Here is a 13,993-nt window from a genome sequence, read left to right on the forward strand (position 1 = left end):
GCTCTCAGACCTCGCCGCGCTCCTCGCGACGGGCCTGCTGCAACGTGCGGTGGTAGGCAACCATCACCTCGTGTTCGTGGACAAAACCCAGGAAGCGCTGTTCCTCGCGATCGAAGACGACGGGAAGATGCACTTCGCCGCTGGCGCCGAAGGCCTGCACAGCGGTTTGCAGATCGTCGCGGGCCGTCAAGAGGTACCCCGCCTTATGCATCGTATCCTGGGCCACCATGATTTCGTCACTGGAGGAATCGAAGGCTAACTCCGCCAAATCCGGAAAGGAAATCAGACCAACCAGACGTTCATCGTCATCGACAACGGCCAGCAAACTCCAGGGGGCCGCCGCCAGCTTGCGCCGCACCTCGGCCAACGGTGTGCCAGGATCCACGCTCTCGACCGCTTTGTCGGTGAAGCCCGAGACCTCCAGGGCGCGCAGCAAACCGACCTCGCGACCGCCTGCGAGGCTGATGCCGCGCCGCTCCAGCTGCCATTGGAAGAAACTCTTGCCGAATAGCTGCTGCGTGATGATCGAGGCGATCGCCGTGGCAATCATCACGGCGATGGTCAACGCGTAGTCGTTGGTCATCTCAAAAATGATCAAGACCGTCGAGATCGGCGCGCCAAGCACTGCGCCGGAAACAGCGCCCATTCCAACTATCGTGTAGGCCCCATGACCGGACGATAGATCGGGAAAGACGCTGGTCGCCAGCACACCGAACGCACCTCCCACCATCGCGCCCAAGAACAGCGACGGCGAGAAAATTCCCCCGCCGAAGCCAGAACCCAACGAAAGCGCGGTGGCCAGGGTCTTCATCAGAATAAGCGCAAAGAGCAGCCATAACGGCAGGGTTTCCGACAGCGCGGCATCGGTCGCGCCATATCCGACCCCCAAGACTTGGGGAAAGACCAATGCGATACAGCCCACGGCCAGGCCGCCGATCGCCGGACGCGCCCACGACGGCACTTTTGGGAACCGCAACCAAGTATCCTCGACCGCCATGATGGAACGCATGAATAAGATCGCGGCAATGGCGCTGATGATGCCTAGCAACGCAAACGCCGGAAACTCGAAGAAGGAAGTGATCTCCCGCGTCGCCGGCAGCACAAAGGCCGGAAAATCGCCGAAGTACATGCGGCTGACCATCGTACCCAAGACGCTGGCAACGACGACCGGCGCGAAAGCCGACAACGCATAATGGCCAACAACAACCTCCAGCGCGAAGAACACGCCGGCGATAGGTGCATTGAAGGACGCCGCGACCGCAGCGGCGACACCGCAGCCGAGCAATGTCCGGCTCATGGCGCGTCCCAGATGGAGGCGGTTGGCGAAGAACGAACCGATGCTGGCTCCAAGATGCACAACCGGGCCTTCACGGCCCACAGAGCCTCCGCACCCAATGGACAGGGCATTGACTACCGCAGCCTTCAAACCGACGATCGACGACATGCGGCCGCCGCGAAAAGCGCTGGCTTCGATGACCTGCGACACAGCCTGCGGTTGCTGGCGGCCGGGCATGAAATGATAAACAAACAGCCCGATGATCAAGCCGCCGAGCATCGGCGACAGCAGTATCCGCCACCAGGGCACAGCATCGATAGCGGCCAGGAGGTTCTCGCCGCGAACCGAAAGCGCTAACCACTGGAAGAAATCAATTCCAAGACGAAAGCCGATTCCGGCCAAGCCCCCCGCCAGTCCGACTAGGATCGATAACAAGAACAGCTTTAGATGGGGCGACTGCAGGGCACGGCGGGTCCGATACCACCGCAGCGCCAATATACGGCGTTGACGCCGCAGGCGACGCCCAAGATCAAAGTCGGCTATTGAAATCATCCCCGCGTCCTCTGGTTCGTCCATCGGATTAAACGCTTTCCGGCGATGGTATGAAACCCCCTGGAACGCGCGGCGCATCACCCGTTGTCGGATAAACCAATGCAATGCTAGCGTCTGCGTTTTCCAAATCCAGCCTGAAAGCAAAGAGCCCATGACCTCATCACCGAAGATCCGATTCGCACGTAGGGAAGATGCAGCGGTCATCGCTGACTTGGTCACTGAACTGGCGCGCTTCGAAGGCAAGGTCGGTGCCTGCACACCTGAATTTATCGAACGCTGGGCTTTTGGTTCCGCGCCTGCTTTCGAGTTATTGGTAGCGGAAACAGACTCCGGTGTGGTCGGCTACTTGGCCTTTTATCGCGCTTTCTCGCTGTTCAAAGGCGGCCCGGTTCTCCTGATCGAAAATGTTTATGTTCGCGAGGCGCTCCGCGGCCAGCGGTTAGGGCGCAAATTGCTCGCCGCCGCCGCCGCCGAAGGCAGGCGTCGAGGCTACATCCGCTTGGAGCTGAACGTGCGCGGGGACAACCCAAAGACTATTGCGTTTTATCAAGGCCTGGGGCTTTTCGCGCCCGGTGAATCCGTGATGCGAAGCGAGGACGCGGCGTTAGCGACGCTGGCAGAGGAGTGTGACCAATGACCCTCTCGATCCGCAAAGCGGAGCCCGGCGATACAGGCGTTATTATGGGCCTCGTTCGAGACTTGGCTGCCTTCGAAGACCTTCTCGACGACGTGCGGGCCACCGAGCAGGATTTTCTCGACACCGGGTTTTCCAGCCATCCGTACTTTGAATGCCTCTTGGCCGAATGGCAGGGAAAAGCTGTTGGATTTGCTCTCTTTTTCCACAATTACTCGACGTTCGAAGGGCGGCCGGGAATTTACCTGGAAGACATTTTCGTCAAGCCGGAGGCCCGAGGTTTAGGCGCGGGTAAAGCGTTATTGGCGCGTATCGCCAAACTTGCGATCGAGCGTGACTGCCGCCGCTTGGATCTGTCAGTGCTGCATTGGAATCCCGCACGCGCCTTTTACGAGTCATTGGAAATGACTCACATGAACGAGTGGTGCGCCTATCGCCTTTCAGGGAACGGTCTCAAAACCCTGGCCGATTCCGACAGAACCTAGCGCCAGTTACAGCGACCTTTGGAGCCTTCCGCACAAACCGTTTTGCCGTCCGTCCAGGTAGCACCCGACAGATCGGCAAAGGTCAAGTTTGCACCTTCCAGGCGCGCATCAGTCAAGTTGGCACCACGAAGGTTCGCCCGAAACAACATTGCATTCCGCAAATCAGTCCCAACCAACGATGCGTCCGTCAGATCCGCTTTCGTCAGGTCAGCATCCGACAACTTGGCACCGTCGAGCATCGTCCCGATCATCACCGAGTTGACGAACTTGGCCCGATACCCCTCCACCTCAGCAAAGACACTGTTGCTGAGATTCGCCCGCACAAAAGAGGCCTCTCGTACTCTACCGCCGGTGACGTCAAGCCCGCTAAGGTCCAAACCATCCAACGAGCAGCGCTGCCAATTAACCAAAGGCTGTGGCGGGTCCGTGCAGGCCGCTGAAGCATCCCGCGCGTCCAAACCCAAGGCAAGCGCTGCAAACCCCAAAGATAAACACAGGTTCAACAACCACCGATTTCGCATCAGGGTCTTGTCCCTGGAAGCGGTGGCTTGGCAATGGCGCGACCAGCTTCAGTCGGCAATTCAAGAAGGTCATGGTTATTCATGATGGACTGAAGTTCCTCGCGTACTTGTTTGGGCATAGGCGCGACCTTGCGCAGATTCATATCCATGTAGAGATGGACCCACTCCATGGTGGCTGCAACGAATCCTTCGGTCTCATGCCGCATGATCGTGATAAAACGAATACGCTTCTCATCAAAACCAAGCAGTTGCACATCACAGACCAGCGGATCGCCGAGATTGACCTCTCGCTGATAGGTAATATGTCCTTCAACACTGAAAATGGAACCCTGCAAGGTCTTGCGTTCCTCAGGACCAAGGCCGATCCTCTCCAGGAATACATCCGTGGCTTGATCGAAAACTAAGACATAGTACGCAACATTCATGTGACCGTTGTAATCGATCCAATCCGGCGAGACGGTCGTACGGTACAATCTCAACGGTCCTGCTGCCGACATTCAGTTCTCCTCCGTAATGCGCCTTGCTCCAATGTCTCGACGACGATAAAGCAAAGGCTGGAAGGGTCAACGGGCGAGCGTGAGCCGCGGGCAAGGAAGAGGCAACCAACATGGCGGCAGTAAGATGGATGGCGGCCTTGGGACGGCATGGTACGACAGTGCTGTTCGGTTCGATTTTCCTGGGTTTGCTTTTGCCATCGGCAGCCAGCTTTTTAAGACCGACGCTGCCCGCTTTCGTTTTTCTGTTGCTCTTCATCTCTTTGTTGCGTGTGGATTGGAGCGCGCTGGGCCAAGTGCTGCGGCGGCCATTCTTGATAAGTGGTTTGGTCGTGGGTTTGATGATTGCAGCCCCCGTCTTAACCTGGGTTCTGTTATTGCCCCTGCCAATTCCCGAAGGGCTGCGCACGGGCATCGTGCTGATGGCTGCCGGACCGCCGATTCTAGGCGCGACGGCAATCGCATTCTTGTTGCGTCTTGATGGCGCCGTGACCTTGGTTGTCTGTCTTTGCTGCACCTTGCTGACGCCGATAACGGTGCCGCCGGTCGCACTCATACTGCTTGGCCTCGACCTCGACATCAGCCTCCTTTCCTTCATGGGGCGCCTTGGAATACTGGTCGGTGTGTCCCTGCTTCTTGCCGTTGCGGTGCGGCGCAAGCTGGGCAGCGTTGTTCTGGCACAGAATCATGAACTGCTGGACGGTCTAGTGGTCCTTTGCATGGTCGGATTTGCCGTCGCCATCATGGAAGGCGTGACAGACACGGCGATGGTCGATCCCCAACGTGTCGCGCTTTGGACCCTGGCCGGTCTTGCCGCCAATCCTCTGTTACAGGTCCTAGGCTACGCAGGAACGCGTTTCCTGGGTCGCAACCGTGGATTGACCGTCGGTCTGATGATGGGTAACCGCAACATGGGCTTGCTGCTGGCGGCGCTACCCGCGGGCGCCGATCCTGGAGTCGCGCTCTTTTTTGCCGTCGCTCAGATACCGATGTACACTCTGCCGGCACTGCAAAAACGCCTGTACCAGCGGATTGCCAGAACGTGATGCTAGGTTTTAATCACTGTTGCATTAATAACACAGGATATTTTTTGCTGTTTTTTTCAAAGAGATGACGCTTGCAGATAAACCTGGGTTATACTTTTCGAAAGAACTATGGGGTATTAATCTAGGGTATGACGGCTAGCGACGCGCCGGGGGGCAATCTAGTATGGATCGAGTAAGACGTGAAGATGCGCAGAACAACGTGCATGGTGAAATAAGCACGGGTTCCGTGCGAACCGATTTTGAGAATGGAAAGGCCGCCATGACTGTCGGAGCCTTTGATCGAACGCTGACGGGCCTGACCCGGGCAATGGCTGTTGCCATGATGCTCTTTGTGTCTGCCTGTGCAGGCACACCGGCGGAAGAACAGGAAGCGCAACAGCCCGGTGCCGTGGAAGATCCCTTCGAGGATGTGAACCGCGTCATCTTTGATATCAACCTGTTCCTTGACGATTTCCTGATACGCCCTGTTGCAGACGGCTACCGCTATGTGCTGGCGCCGGGCGCCAGGGATGTCGTGCGCGATTTCATTCGAAATCTGACAACCCCTGTACAGCTCGTGAATAACATCTTGCAGGGTGACTGGGATCAGGCATTGGTGACCACACAGCGCTTCTTCATCAACACCGCCTCAACCGGCGGTCTTGTGGACGTTGCGGCACTGGAGGGCTATCCGTTCCGCAATGAGGATTTCGGCCAGACGATGGGGGTTGGCGGTGTTGTGGAAGGGCCTTACTTAGTCCTGCCAATCATTGGGCCGTCCAATACGCGTGATACCGTCGGCATGGTCGTGGACATCCTGATTGACCCGATCACTTGGGCTACGTCCAGTATTACTGCTGGATATATAGGCGCTTCAGGCGGCCTGGACGCGCGAGCGCGAAACGTGGAGGCGCTGGACGAATTGCGGGAAGACTCGGTTGACTACTACGCTCGCCTCCGCTCGCTATACACACAAAAGCGCCGAAGTGAGATCGTCAACGGCGAGGCCGACCAGGGCTCGTTCCCAACACCAGGCCTAGATTCCCAGTGACTTGTTACTACATCACAAATCTGGAGCCGATTTCGCGAACGGGTTTTGCTGCCATGGATAAACTGAACGATATCATGACCGGGCGCCGGACTGTCGTTTCCGTCTTGGCTGGTTTCGCGCTAGCTGCATTCATGCTTTTGGTACCTGTCGAATTGCGAGCATCTGGAACGCCGGAAGCCTTTATCGGGCAACTGCGTGATTCCGCGGTCAAGGAACTGACCGACAAATCCGTTCCGCACGAACAGCGTAAACAGCGCTTCCGCCAGTTACTGGCCGAAGGTTTCGACATCCCTGCCATTGGCAGCTTTGTCACCGCCAAATATTGGCGGCGCGCAGATGCTGCGGCTCAACAGGATTTTCTGGATGTGTTCCAGGATGTCATAACCCTGCGTTTCCTGCCTATCTTCGATCACTTTGAGGAAGGCATGGAACTGGAAGTCAATCGCGTAGTGAACGACAAGGACAGCCCTCGGGTGATCGATGTCTTCTCAACGCTGGTGCGCCCGGTTGGTGAACCGGTCAGCATCGCTTGGCGCATTCTGGAAACCGACAGCGTCTACCAAATCGTCGATGTTCGGGTCGAGAACCTCAGCATGGCGATCACGCTTCGCTCTGAGTACACCTCGCTCTTGCAGCGTCACAACGGCGACATGGCCGCGCTGGCGAAGGAACTGCGTCGCCGCGTTGCCGCCGGTGACGTCGGCGATCCGGCTATCACCAACGCTCAGTAATTTTCTCGGGAAGTGTCGTTAGGCGGATAGGCGGGAAACCGAAAGGCTCCCCGCCTCTATTGCCGATCCGAATCCCGTTCAGCGTTTCAATGGCTTGTACTTGATGCGGTGCGGCTGGTCGGCCTCGGCGCCTAGTCGGCGCTTACGGTCGGCTTCGTAGTCTTCATAATTACCTTCGAACCAAACCACCCGGCTATCGCCTTCAAATGCCAGGATATGAGTCGCGACTCGGTCGAGGAACCAACGATCGTGGCTCGTGACCAGCACGCAACCAGCAAACTCCAACACGGCTTCTTCCAATGAACGCAAGGTGTCGACATCAAGATCGTTGGTGGGCTCGTCAAGCATAAGAACGTTGGCGCCCGATTTGAGCATCTTGGCGAGGTGGACACGATTGCGCTCACCGCCGGACAATGCCCCAACCTTTTTCTGCTGATCAGGCCCCTTGAAATTAAACGCACCGACATAGGCCCGCGAAGGAACAGTGTGCTTGCCGACCTCAATGACATCGGTGCCGCCGGAAATCTCTTCCCACACCGTCTTGCCAGGCGAAAGGGCATCGCGGGATTGATCGACATAGCCCAACTGAACCGTGTCGCCGACACGCAGACTGCCGCCATCAGGTTTGTCCTGACCGACAATCATACGGAACAATGTGGTCTTACCCGCGCCGTTAGGGCCGATAATTCCGACAATTGCACCCGGCGGCACTTTGAAATCCAGGTCCTCGATCAACAGGCGATCACCAAAGCCTTTCCGCAAACCCTCGGCCGCAATCACCAAATCACCCAAACGCGGGCCGACTGGAATGACGATGCGGCCAGGGTCCGGCGCTTTGTCGCGCTGCTGGTTGAGTAGTTGTTCATAGGCCTGCAAGCGCGCCTTTGATTTGGCTTGGCGAGCACGCGGCGTTTGCCGGACCCATTCCAGTTCATGCTTAAGAGCCGTCTGCCGGGAACTTTCTTCCTTCTCCTCCTGAGCCAAGCGCTTCTGCTTGTTCTCCAGCCAAGCGGAATAGTTCCCTTCGAAAGGGATGCCGCGGCCGCGGTCCAGTTCCAGAATCCAGCCGGCAACATTGTCCAGGAAGTAGCGATCGTGGGTGACGGCCACGACGGTACCGGCGTAGTTCTCCAGGAAGCGCTCCAGCCAAGCCACGGATTCCGCATCCAGATGGTTGGTCGGTTCGTCGAGCAGCAGCATGTCCGGCTCGCTCAACAGCAAGCGGCACAGCGCAACACGGCGACGCTCACCACCTGAAAGTTTGGCAACATCTGCATCGCCCGGTGGGCAGCGCAAGGCATCCATGGCGATATCGACCTTACGGTCCAAGTCCCAACCGTCTGCGGCGTCGATCTTTTCCTGCAGTTCGGCCTGCTCGGCAATCAAAGCGTCGAAGTCGGCGTCCGGCTCGGCAAACTTTGCGCTCACCTCCTCGAACCGGTCCATCAACTGTTTGATCTCCTTGACGCCCTCCAGGATGTTACCCTGGACGTCCTTCTCCGGGTTCAGCGTCGGCTCCTGTTCCAGATAACCGACGCGCACACCGTTGGCCGCCTTGGCTTCGCCGCTGATATCGGTGTCCAGGCCCGCCATGATCTTCATCAGGGTCGACTTACCCGAGCCGTTCAGACCGAGAACGCCGATCTTCGCGCCGGGTAGGAAAAACAGCCTGATATCCTTGAGGATCTGACGACCGCCAGGGAAAGTCTTGGACACGCCGTCCATGTGGTAGATGTATTGATAGGAAGCCATGGGTATCCCTTGGGTTTTGGCAGGACGCGCCCGATTGCTATCGGGTCGCTTCTTATATCGCACCGCGTGATGAAGGAGTCGGCGCGGGTTTTACCCTATCCCAGGCAGCCGTGCAATGTGATCGCAGCGCTCCCCTCACGCTTGCCGCCGGAAGGTATCGCCAAGCACCACGCCGCACTTGCGGTCCGGACATAAGCGAGGAACTATAGGTTTGTATGACAGTGATTGATCGAGCCATTTCGTTCTGCCGAAACACCGTTTGGGAGCCATCAATCGATGCAGTCAGCCAAAACCGGGTTTAGCACTGACGGGGAGACTCCGGCGTGATGGGCGGCCAACCGAATTCCGAAGGTATCGGGCAGCGGATATCAGCGTTCCTGGGAACGCTTCGTCAATATGTGGGGTTGTCGGGCAGTAGGAAACGCGAACCGCTCAACGACCCGGAAAGCTTACGCACGTTTCTGGAAACACGCGCCAGCTTGGTCGCGCAAACCTCACTGTACGGTTATCTGCGGACCCGTGCCGGGTCACGCTATCCTGACCTCTTCGACGATGACAATTTCGTTGTGTCCATCAACATCGCCAAGTGGCAGATCTGGCTGGATTGTCTGAGCGATCTGTCAATCTACACCGGAGCATTGGTCATTCAGCGCAGCGACATTGAAGAGGATCGCCTCGCGCTGTTCATGGAGTCTCTGGTTGAATCCATTATTGCCGATGCCGGGTGGCCCCACGAAGCCGGGATGGCCTTCCCGGAACACGCCGAAGGTGTTCTGACGCGCATTCGGCATTGCACTTGGAGCACCATAGAAGACGGCGAAGATGCTTTTTCGCGAAGTCCGGACTCCCTTGTTACCTGGACCCCTATCATCGATGAGCTAAAGCAATTGGATGCATCCATCGTCCGCAATTCCGTGCGCTATCGATGGCAGGAGATCCGCCGCGAGTATCGTGATCTCTTGGATGCCGAATCCCTAGTCCAGAGATTGCCGCCTACAATTTGAAGCCTGTACGCTTCGTTCTATCGGGACACCGCGTTACGCAGATCATCGACGATTTCCCTCAGATGCCCCAGACCAGACAAAAGGTCCTTCTTGTCCGATCGACGCATATCTTTCAGGGCAACGCGACTGGAAGGACGAATCCCTTCTGCGAGGTCCGAGAGCTGCTGGCGCAGTATTGCTGTCATAAGTTGGCTTTGCAGGGTGAGCAGAATCTCCGCATCCGCTTCGGCAAGATTGCCGAAGACCACTGCGTCACGCAGGCGTTCAGGCGTTGCCCGGGACTTTGATGCGGCCCTCAGTCCCAGCGTTCTGGCCAAACTAACGAGAGGCAACAGCCCATCGCGTTTCAGGTCTACCCTTCCCTCCTCCAACGGCAAGCGATTGAAAAGGCTAAAACGCGGCGCAACGGCGGAAACGGAGTCTGCCAGATAGGTCAAAAACCCGATGGACTCCGATGCCTGTTGGATAGCGTCGTTCTTGATTGCGCGCGCAATTTCGGCGGGCCCCACGACCGGGGCGAGATCGAAGAAAATATCGACATTCAATAGATCCTCGGGGCTTGCCTTGCGCAGCCAGCCGTCGACGCGGCCACGCCAGTCGGCGACATTGCCGCGCCATAGCGCATTCTTGACCATGATACCGCCTTTACAGCGCGGCACTCCTGCGGCATCCAGAAGATCGGCCATGCGCTCCCCCAGGGCTGCAAACCAGGGATCGTCCGCCTCACCACCCTCGTGGATCAGGGCATTGTCCTGATCGGCGCCCAGAAGGCTCTCTCCGCGACCTCCCGACCCCAGCACAATGACGCACCAAGGCGCCGGCGCCGGTCCCAATCCCTGCGCTTCCACTGCCTGTGCCGCTAGCTCGGCCGCCCGCGCGGTCAAGGACTGCAATTCCTGCGACACGAAGCGCGCGATCTCCAGCCCGTCAAGGTCTTCCGTTAACAGTCCGCCCGCCACCTCCGGAACCCGCGCGAAGGCTGCAGCCAAGCCTTGCAGGTCTTTCGCCGTCACCAGAGCGTCATCAAGCATCACAGCGCCGCGCGCACGATGATCCAGCAGGTCCCGCTGGGAAATCATGCCGAGCGCCGAACCGTCGTTTCCCGCCACGCAAATGTGCCGGATCCCTAGCCGGTCCATTCGGCCAAGCGCCCGGTAAAGCATATCTTCGGCACCCAGGGTTTCCACCGGTGCAGACATCACAGATGATACCGGCGCATCATCGATATCGACCGTACCTTCCGCCAACAGGCGCAGCAGATCACGTTCGGTAAAGATTCCGATTGGCGGCGAAGCAGGTTCGCCGATCAGCAAAGCCCCCACCTTGCACTCGACCATCCGCTGCACCGCCTTGCGGAGGGGCGTAGCACCGGGAACCATGATCGGCGGACGCCGCATATGATCGGCCAACCGTGCCTGGAAGGCATGGCTATCGATCCGGAACTCACCGCTCGTTTCGCCCGGATCCATGTGATTTCCGGGTGCCGTGTGCCAGCCTGCTTGTACCTCCCGGCGCTGGATATCGTCGCGCCCGGCCGCAAAGGCCTGCGCCTCCGCAAGCGTCCTGATATCACGCTCCCGAAGCAGGTCCAAAAGACGCGACCATGCTTGCGCTGTCGCCTCGCAATCGCCCATTGCGTCGTGCCGCCTGGTGATCGTTACATCCAGAAACGCCGCCACTGTTTCCAAGGCAAGATCAGGCAGCGCTGGTTGTAAGGCGCCCAGCAATTGACCGACATCCAATTGCTGCGGATCACGCCAAGCCACCCCTATTCGCGCAGCCTCATGCTTGAGTATCGCCAAATCAAAAGCGATATGGTGGCCGACCACGACCCGATCGGAAATCAGATCGGCGATGGACCCGTACAGATCGGAAAACCGGGACGCATCGGCAACCTGTTGGTCATCTATGCCGTGAACGCGCGTGGCTGCCGGTGGGATGGACACCCCGGGATTTACCAGTTGGTTCAATTGTGGTTCCGGGAGCACGCGGGCGCCTGCCATGGCAATACCGGCGATCTGAACGAGCCTGTCCTCCTTCACGTTGAGTCCGGTGGTCTCCAGGTCCAGCACCAGAACAGGCAAAGCCACCAGCGGCGTGTGACCAGCAGGTGGCAATTTGCCTGGCATGCCCAAGCTCTCCTCAGGTTAATTGACGATCTTACCGATCAGATAAGCAACACCCTGGCCAATCTCGCTTTCCAGCGGAAAGGAAAGCATTCCCATGACCGAGTATCCGAGCAGCCACGGCATAAGATAAAATCGCGTCATAAAAAAGAACCAAGCCACAAACAGCGGTACCATTGGTGGAATCAAAAAACCTGGTGTCACTGGCTTGAAAACGCGAAGGATCGGGTCGGTAACCTTCACGAAAAACTGCATAAAGAAGAATTGGCTTTTCTCCGGCAGAAACAGCCCCATCCCAAATCGCCCGATCAAGGTCCACATGATCATGCCGAGAAGGTAATCGATTATAATTGCCCATAAGGGAATCGCACTAAGCATAGAAATCCTCCGGCGCTATGCTGCCGTGATAAAGATCAGAAAAGAAGAAAAAAAGCCGGGACGAGAAACTCTCGCCCCGGCTTCAAATGCAACATAGCGACTAGTGCTGTGAACCGAGAATGGTATCGCCGCTTGGAACGCGGACTTCATCCACCATTGCTTGAGTCTCAGCATCCGGTTCCTTGGTCATCAAGGTGACCACCACCATGGCGATCAGGCTTGCCGCGGCACCGACGATGCCGAAGCGCAAATCATCAAGCCCAATCCATGGCGCCATACCGGCGAACTTCACCATGTAGAGGTACCAGGAACCAACACCCAGTCCGACCGCCATACCGGCAATTGCACCTGGTCGGTTGGCCCGCTTCCACCAAACGCCAAGCACAAGCGGGAAGAACAGACCCGACATGGCAAAGCAGAAGGCCCAGGCCACCGCCCCGAGAATACCCGTGAGCTTCAGACTGGCGACAGCGGCGCCGGCGGCCCCGATGACGATCAGCAGGACGCGTGCAACGACCAGACGCTTCCTCGTCTCAGCCTTGGGATCGATGATCTTGTAGTAAAGATCATGCGACAAGGCGTTGGCGATGGCGAGCAACAGTCCGTCGGCCGTGGACATCGCAGCTGCCATGCCACCCGCGGCCACGAGGCCAGAGATCACATAAGGCAAACCGGCGATTTCCGGTGTGGCCAACACGACGATGTCGCCGCGGATGAACAGTTCGTTGATCTGCAAGATTCCGTCGCCGTTACCATCGGCGACAGCAAGCATACCGACCTCGCTCCACCGTTGAATCCACTCGATAGCGTTCACATCGGCAATGGCTTTACCAATGATGCTCGTCGCGAGATTGGGATCCATGATCTGCAGCTTGGTGAAAGTCGCAAGCGCAGGGGCCGTGAAGTAGAGCAGGAAGATGAAAACCAATGACCACGTCACCGAGTTACGCGCCGCCTTGACGGACGGCGTGGTGAAGTAGCGCATCAGAATGTGCGGCAGCGATGCCGTACCGAGCATCATAGCCGCTGCAAGAGTCACGAACTTCCACGCGGCAAGACCACCACCGGTGTCCGCGTGAAGGGTTGTCAGGGCTTTCAAACCCGGGAAGGTCGAAGCAGCTCCCTCGACGGGCGCCATACCGACCTGCAACATACCCTCGAGTTCCTGAATTCGTGCGACGGCATCGCCGTAGACGAACTGAGGAATGACGCCGAAGCCCTGCTTGTTGGACATCCAGAACACCGGCAACAGGTAGGCAATGATCAGCACGATATACTGAGCGACCTGCGTCCAGGTAACGGCCCGCATTCCGCCAAGCATGGAGCACAGCAGAATGGAGATAAGTCCAAACCAGACACCGACTTCAAACGGGATCTGCAAGGCACGCGATGCAATGGTACCCGTCGCGTTGATCTGCGCCGTCACGTAGGTGAAGGAAGCGATCACCAAAACCAGAACAGCGAGGAAACGTGTCAGGTTTCCGCCGTAGCGCGTACCGATGAAGTCCGGCACCGTATAACAACCGAACTTGCGCAGATAGGGTGCCATCAAGACCGACACCAGCACGTAACCGCCGGTCCAGCCAACCACGAAGGCAAGGTAACCGTGACCGCCGAAGTAGATACCGCCGGCCATCGCCACGAACGATGCACCAGACATCCAGTCTGCCGCTGTTGCCATGCCGTTGAACACCGCAGGCACTTGCCGCCCGGCAACATAGTAGGCGTCGACCTGCATGGTGCGGGAAAGCCACCCGATGAGGGCGTAGATGAAAATCGTGAAGGACAGGAACAGGATGCCGATGACATCAGCACTCACTCCCATCGTTTCAAGAACCGCCATTAGAGCGAAGAATAGTAGAAAACCACCCGTGTAGAATCCGTAGATCTTGGGCAGATTGTCGATGAAGTTCCCCTTCATCCTGAAGAGGCCACCGAATGGATCGTTTGCGTTTGACATGATC

General features: G+C 57.8%; 13 protein-coding genes. 6 read left to right on the forward strand and 7 right to left on the reverse strand.

Annotated elements, in window-relative coordinates:
• Nucleotides 1-4 precede the first annotated feature (4 nt).
• On the reverse strand, nucleotides 5-1,852 hold the full coding sequence (locus ABIE63_RS02725; protein WP_354502589.1) for a chloride channel protein: 1,848 nt from the start codon (nucleotides 1,850-1,852) through the stop codon (nucleotides 5-7).
• A 127-nt stretch (nucleotides 1,853-1,979) separates the two neighbouring features.
• On the opposite strand from ABIE63_RS02725, the gene ABIE63_RS02730 reads away from it, so the two are divergent.
• Both ABIE63_RS02730 and ABIE63_RS02735 read left to right on the forward strand, forming a co-directional pair.
• On the forward strand, nucleotides 1,980-2,465 hold the full coding sequence (locus tag ABIE63_RS02730) for a GNAT family N-acetyltransferase (RefSeq protein ID WP_354502591.1): 486 nt from the start codon (nucleotides 1,980-1,982) through the stop codon (nucleotides 2,463-2,465).
• Nucleotides 2,462-2,947, forward strand: coding sequence for a GNAT family N-acetyltransferase (locus ABIE63_RS02735; RefSeq protein WP_183415659.1), 486 nt, complete (start codon nucleotides 2,462-2,464; stop codon nucleotides 2,945-2,947). The genes ABIE63_RS02730 and ABIE63_RS02735 overlap by 4 nt, the downstream gene beginning before the upstream one ends.
• On the opposite strand, the gene ABIE63_RS02740 is transcribed toward ABIE63_RS02735, so the two are convergent.
• Nucleotides 2,944-3,468, reverse strand: coding sequence for a pentapeptide repeat-containing protein (locus ABIE63_RS02740; protein ID WP_183415660.1), 525 nt, complete (start codon nucleotides 3,466-3,468; stop codon nucleotides 2,944-2,946). The genes ABIE63_RS02735 and ABIE63_RS02740 overlap by 4 nt on opposite strands.
• A complete protein-coding gene (locus ABIE63_RS02745; protein WP_354502594.1) occupies nucleotides 3,468-3,965 on the reverse strand; it encodes a thioesterase family protein in 498 nt (165 codons plus the stop codon). The genes ABIE63_RS02740 and ABIE63_RS02745 overlap by 1 nt, the downstream gene beginning before the upstream one ends.
• Nucleotides 3,966-4,075: 110 nt before the next feature.
• Between ABIE63_RS02745 and ABIE63_RS02750 the strand changes: the two genes are divergently transcribed.
• The 3 genes from ABIE63_RS02750 (at nucleotide 4,076) to ABIE63_RS02760 (ending at nucleotide 6,769) form a co-directional block, all read left to right on the forward strand.
• A complete protein-coding gene (locus tag ABIE63_RS02750) occupies nucleotides 4,076-5,008 on the forward strand; it encodes a hypothetical protein (protein WP_354502596.1) in 933 nt (310 codons plus the stop codon).
• 163 nt (nucleotides 5,009-5,171) lie between these two features.
• Complete coding sequence (locus tag ABIE63_RS02755) at nucleotides 5,172-6,038, forward strand: VacJ family lipoprotein (RefSeq protein ID WP_354502598.1); 867 nt, start codon at nucleotides 5,172-5,174, stop codon at nucleotides 6,036-6,038.
• Between the two features lie 53 nt (nucleotides 6,039-6,091).
• Nucleotides 6,092-6,769 carry an ABC transporter substrate-binding protein gene (locus tag ABIE63_RS02760; protein ID WP_354502600.1) on the forward strand — a complete coding sequence of 226 codons (678 nt, stop codon included), beginning with the start codon at nucleotides 6,092-6,094 and terminating at the stop codon, nucleotides 6,767-6,769.
• Between the two features lie 78 nt (nucleotides 6,770-6,847).
• Here the strand turns inward: ABIE63_RS02760 and ettA are convergent, their stop codons facing one another.
• Nucleotides 6,848-8,521: an energy-dependent translational throttle protein EttA gene (gene ettA / locus ABIE63_RS02765; RefSeq protein ID WP_183415665.1), complete on the reverse strand. Its 1,674-nt coding sequence runs from the start codon at nucleotides 8,519-8,521 to the stop codon at nucleotides 6,848-6,850.
• Between the two features lie 326 nt (nucleotides 8,522-8,847).
• Between ettA and ABIE63_RS02770 the strand changes: the two genes are divergently transcribed.
• Nucleotides 8,848-9,525, forward strand: a complete 678-nt coding sequence (locus ABIE63_RS02770) for an esterase (protein WP_183415666.1) — start codon at nucleotides 8,848-8,850, stop codon at nucleotides 9,523-9,525.
• A 17-nt stretch (nucleotides 9,526-9,542) separates the two neighbouring features.
• Here the strand turns inward: ABIE63_RS02770 and ABIE63_RS02775 are convergent, their stop codons facing one another.
• The 3 genes from ABIE63_RS02775 to ABIE63_RS02785 form a co-directional block, all read right to left on the reverse strand.
• Nucleotides 9,543-11,654: a DUF294 nucleotidyltransferase-like domain-containing protein gene (locus ABIE63_RS02775; protein WP_354502603.1), complete on the reverse strand. Its 2,112-nt coding sequence runs from the start codon at nucleotides 11,652-11,654 to the stop codon at nucleotides 9,543-9,545.
• 18 nt (nucleotides 11,655-11,672) lie between these two features.
• Complete coding sequence (locus ABIE63_RS02780; protein ID WP_183415668.1) at nucleotides 11,673-12,029, reverse strand: YggT family protein; 357 nt, start codon at nucleotides 12,027-12,029, stop codon at nucleotides 11,673-11,675.
• A 100-nt stretch (nucleotides 12,030-12,129) separates the two neighbouring features.
• A complete protein-coding gene (locus tag ABIE63_RS02785; RefSeq protein WP_354502605.1) occupies nucleotides 12,130-13,989 on the reverse strand; it encodes a sodium:solute symporter family protein in 1,860 nt (619 codons plus the stop codon).
• Nucleotides 13,990-13,993: the final 4 nt, after the last annotated feature.

The organism is Limibacillus sp. MBR-115, assembly GCF_040549425.1.
In the GTDB taxonomy this organism is placed as follows: domain Bacteria; phylum Pseudomonadota; class Alphaproteobacteria; order Kiloniellales; family CECT-8803; genus Limibacillus; species Limibacillus halophilus.

Excerpts from the sequence above, each read along its gene's own strand:
- ABIE63_RS02725 (WP_354502589.1), bottom strand. The coding sequence starts at position 1,852 with ATGGACGAACCAGAGGACGCGGGGATGATTTCAATAGCCGACTTTGAT.
- ABIE63_RS02730 (WP_354502591.1), top strand. The coding sequence starts at position 1,980 with ATGACCTCATCACCGAAGATCCGATTCGCACGTAGGGAAGATGCAGCG.
- ABIE63_RS02735 (WP_183415659.1), top strand. The coding sequence starts at position 2,462 with ATGACCCTCTCGATCCGCAAAGCGGAGCCCGGCGATACAGGCGTTATT.
- ABIE63_RS02740 (WP_183415660.1), bottom strand. The coding sequence starts at position 3,468 with ATGCGAAATCGGTGGTTGTTGAACCTGTGTTTATCTTTGGGGTTTGCA.
- ABIE63_RS02745 (WP_354502594.1), bottom strand. The coding sequence starts at position 3,965 with ATGTCGGCAGCAGGACCGTTGAGATTGTACCGTACGACCGTCTCGCCG.
- ABIE63_RS02750 (WP_354502596.1), top strand. The coding sequence starts at position 4,076 with ATGGCGGCAGTAAGATGGATGGCGGCCTTGGGACGGCATGGTACGACA.
- ABIE63_RS02755 (WP_354502598.1), top strand. The coding sequence starts at position 5,172 with ATGGATCGAGTAAGACGTGAAGATGCGCAGAACAACGTGCATGGTGAA.
- ABIE63_RS02760 (WP_354502600.1), top strand. The coding sequence starts at position 6,092 with ATGGATAAACTGAACGATATCATGACCGGGCGCCGGACTGTCGTTTCC.
- ettA (WP_183415665.1), bottom strand. The coding sequence starts at position 8,521 with ATGGCTTCCTATCAATACATCTACCACATGGACGGCGTGTCCAAGACT.
- ABIE63_RS02770 (WP_183415666.1), top strand. The coding sequence starts at position 8,848 with ATGGGCGGCCAACCGAATTCCGAAGGTATCGGGCAGCGGATATCAGCG.
- ABIE63_RS02775 (WP_354502603.1), bottom strand. The coding sequence starts at position 11,654 with ATGCCAGGCAAATTGCCACCTGCTGGTCACACGCCGCTGGTGGCTTTG.
- ABIE63_RS02780 (WP_183415668.1), bottom strand. The coding sequence starts at position 12,029 with ATGCTTAGTGCGATTCCCTTATGGGCAATTATAATCGATTACCTTCTC.
- ABIE63_RS02785 (WP_354502605.1), bottom strand. The coding sequence starts at position 13,989 with ATGTCAAACGCAAACGATCCATTCGGTGGCCTCTTCAGGATGAAGGGG.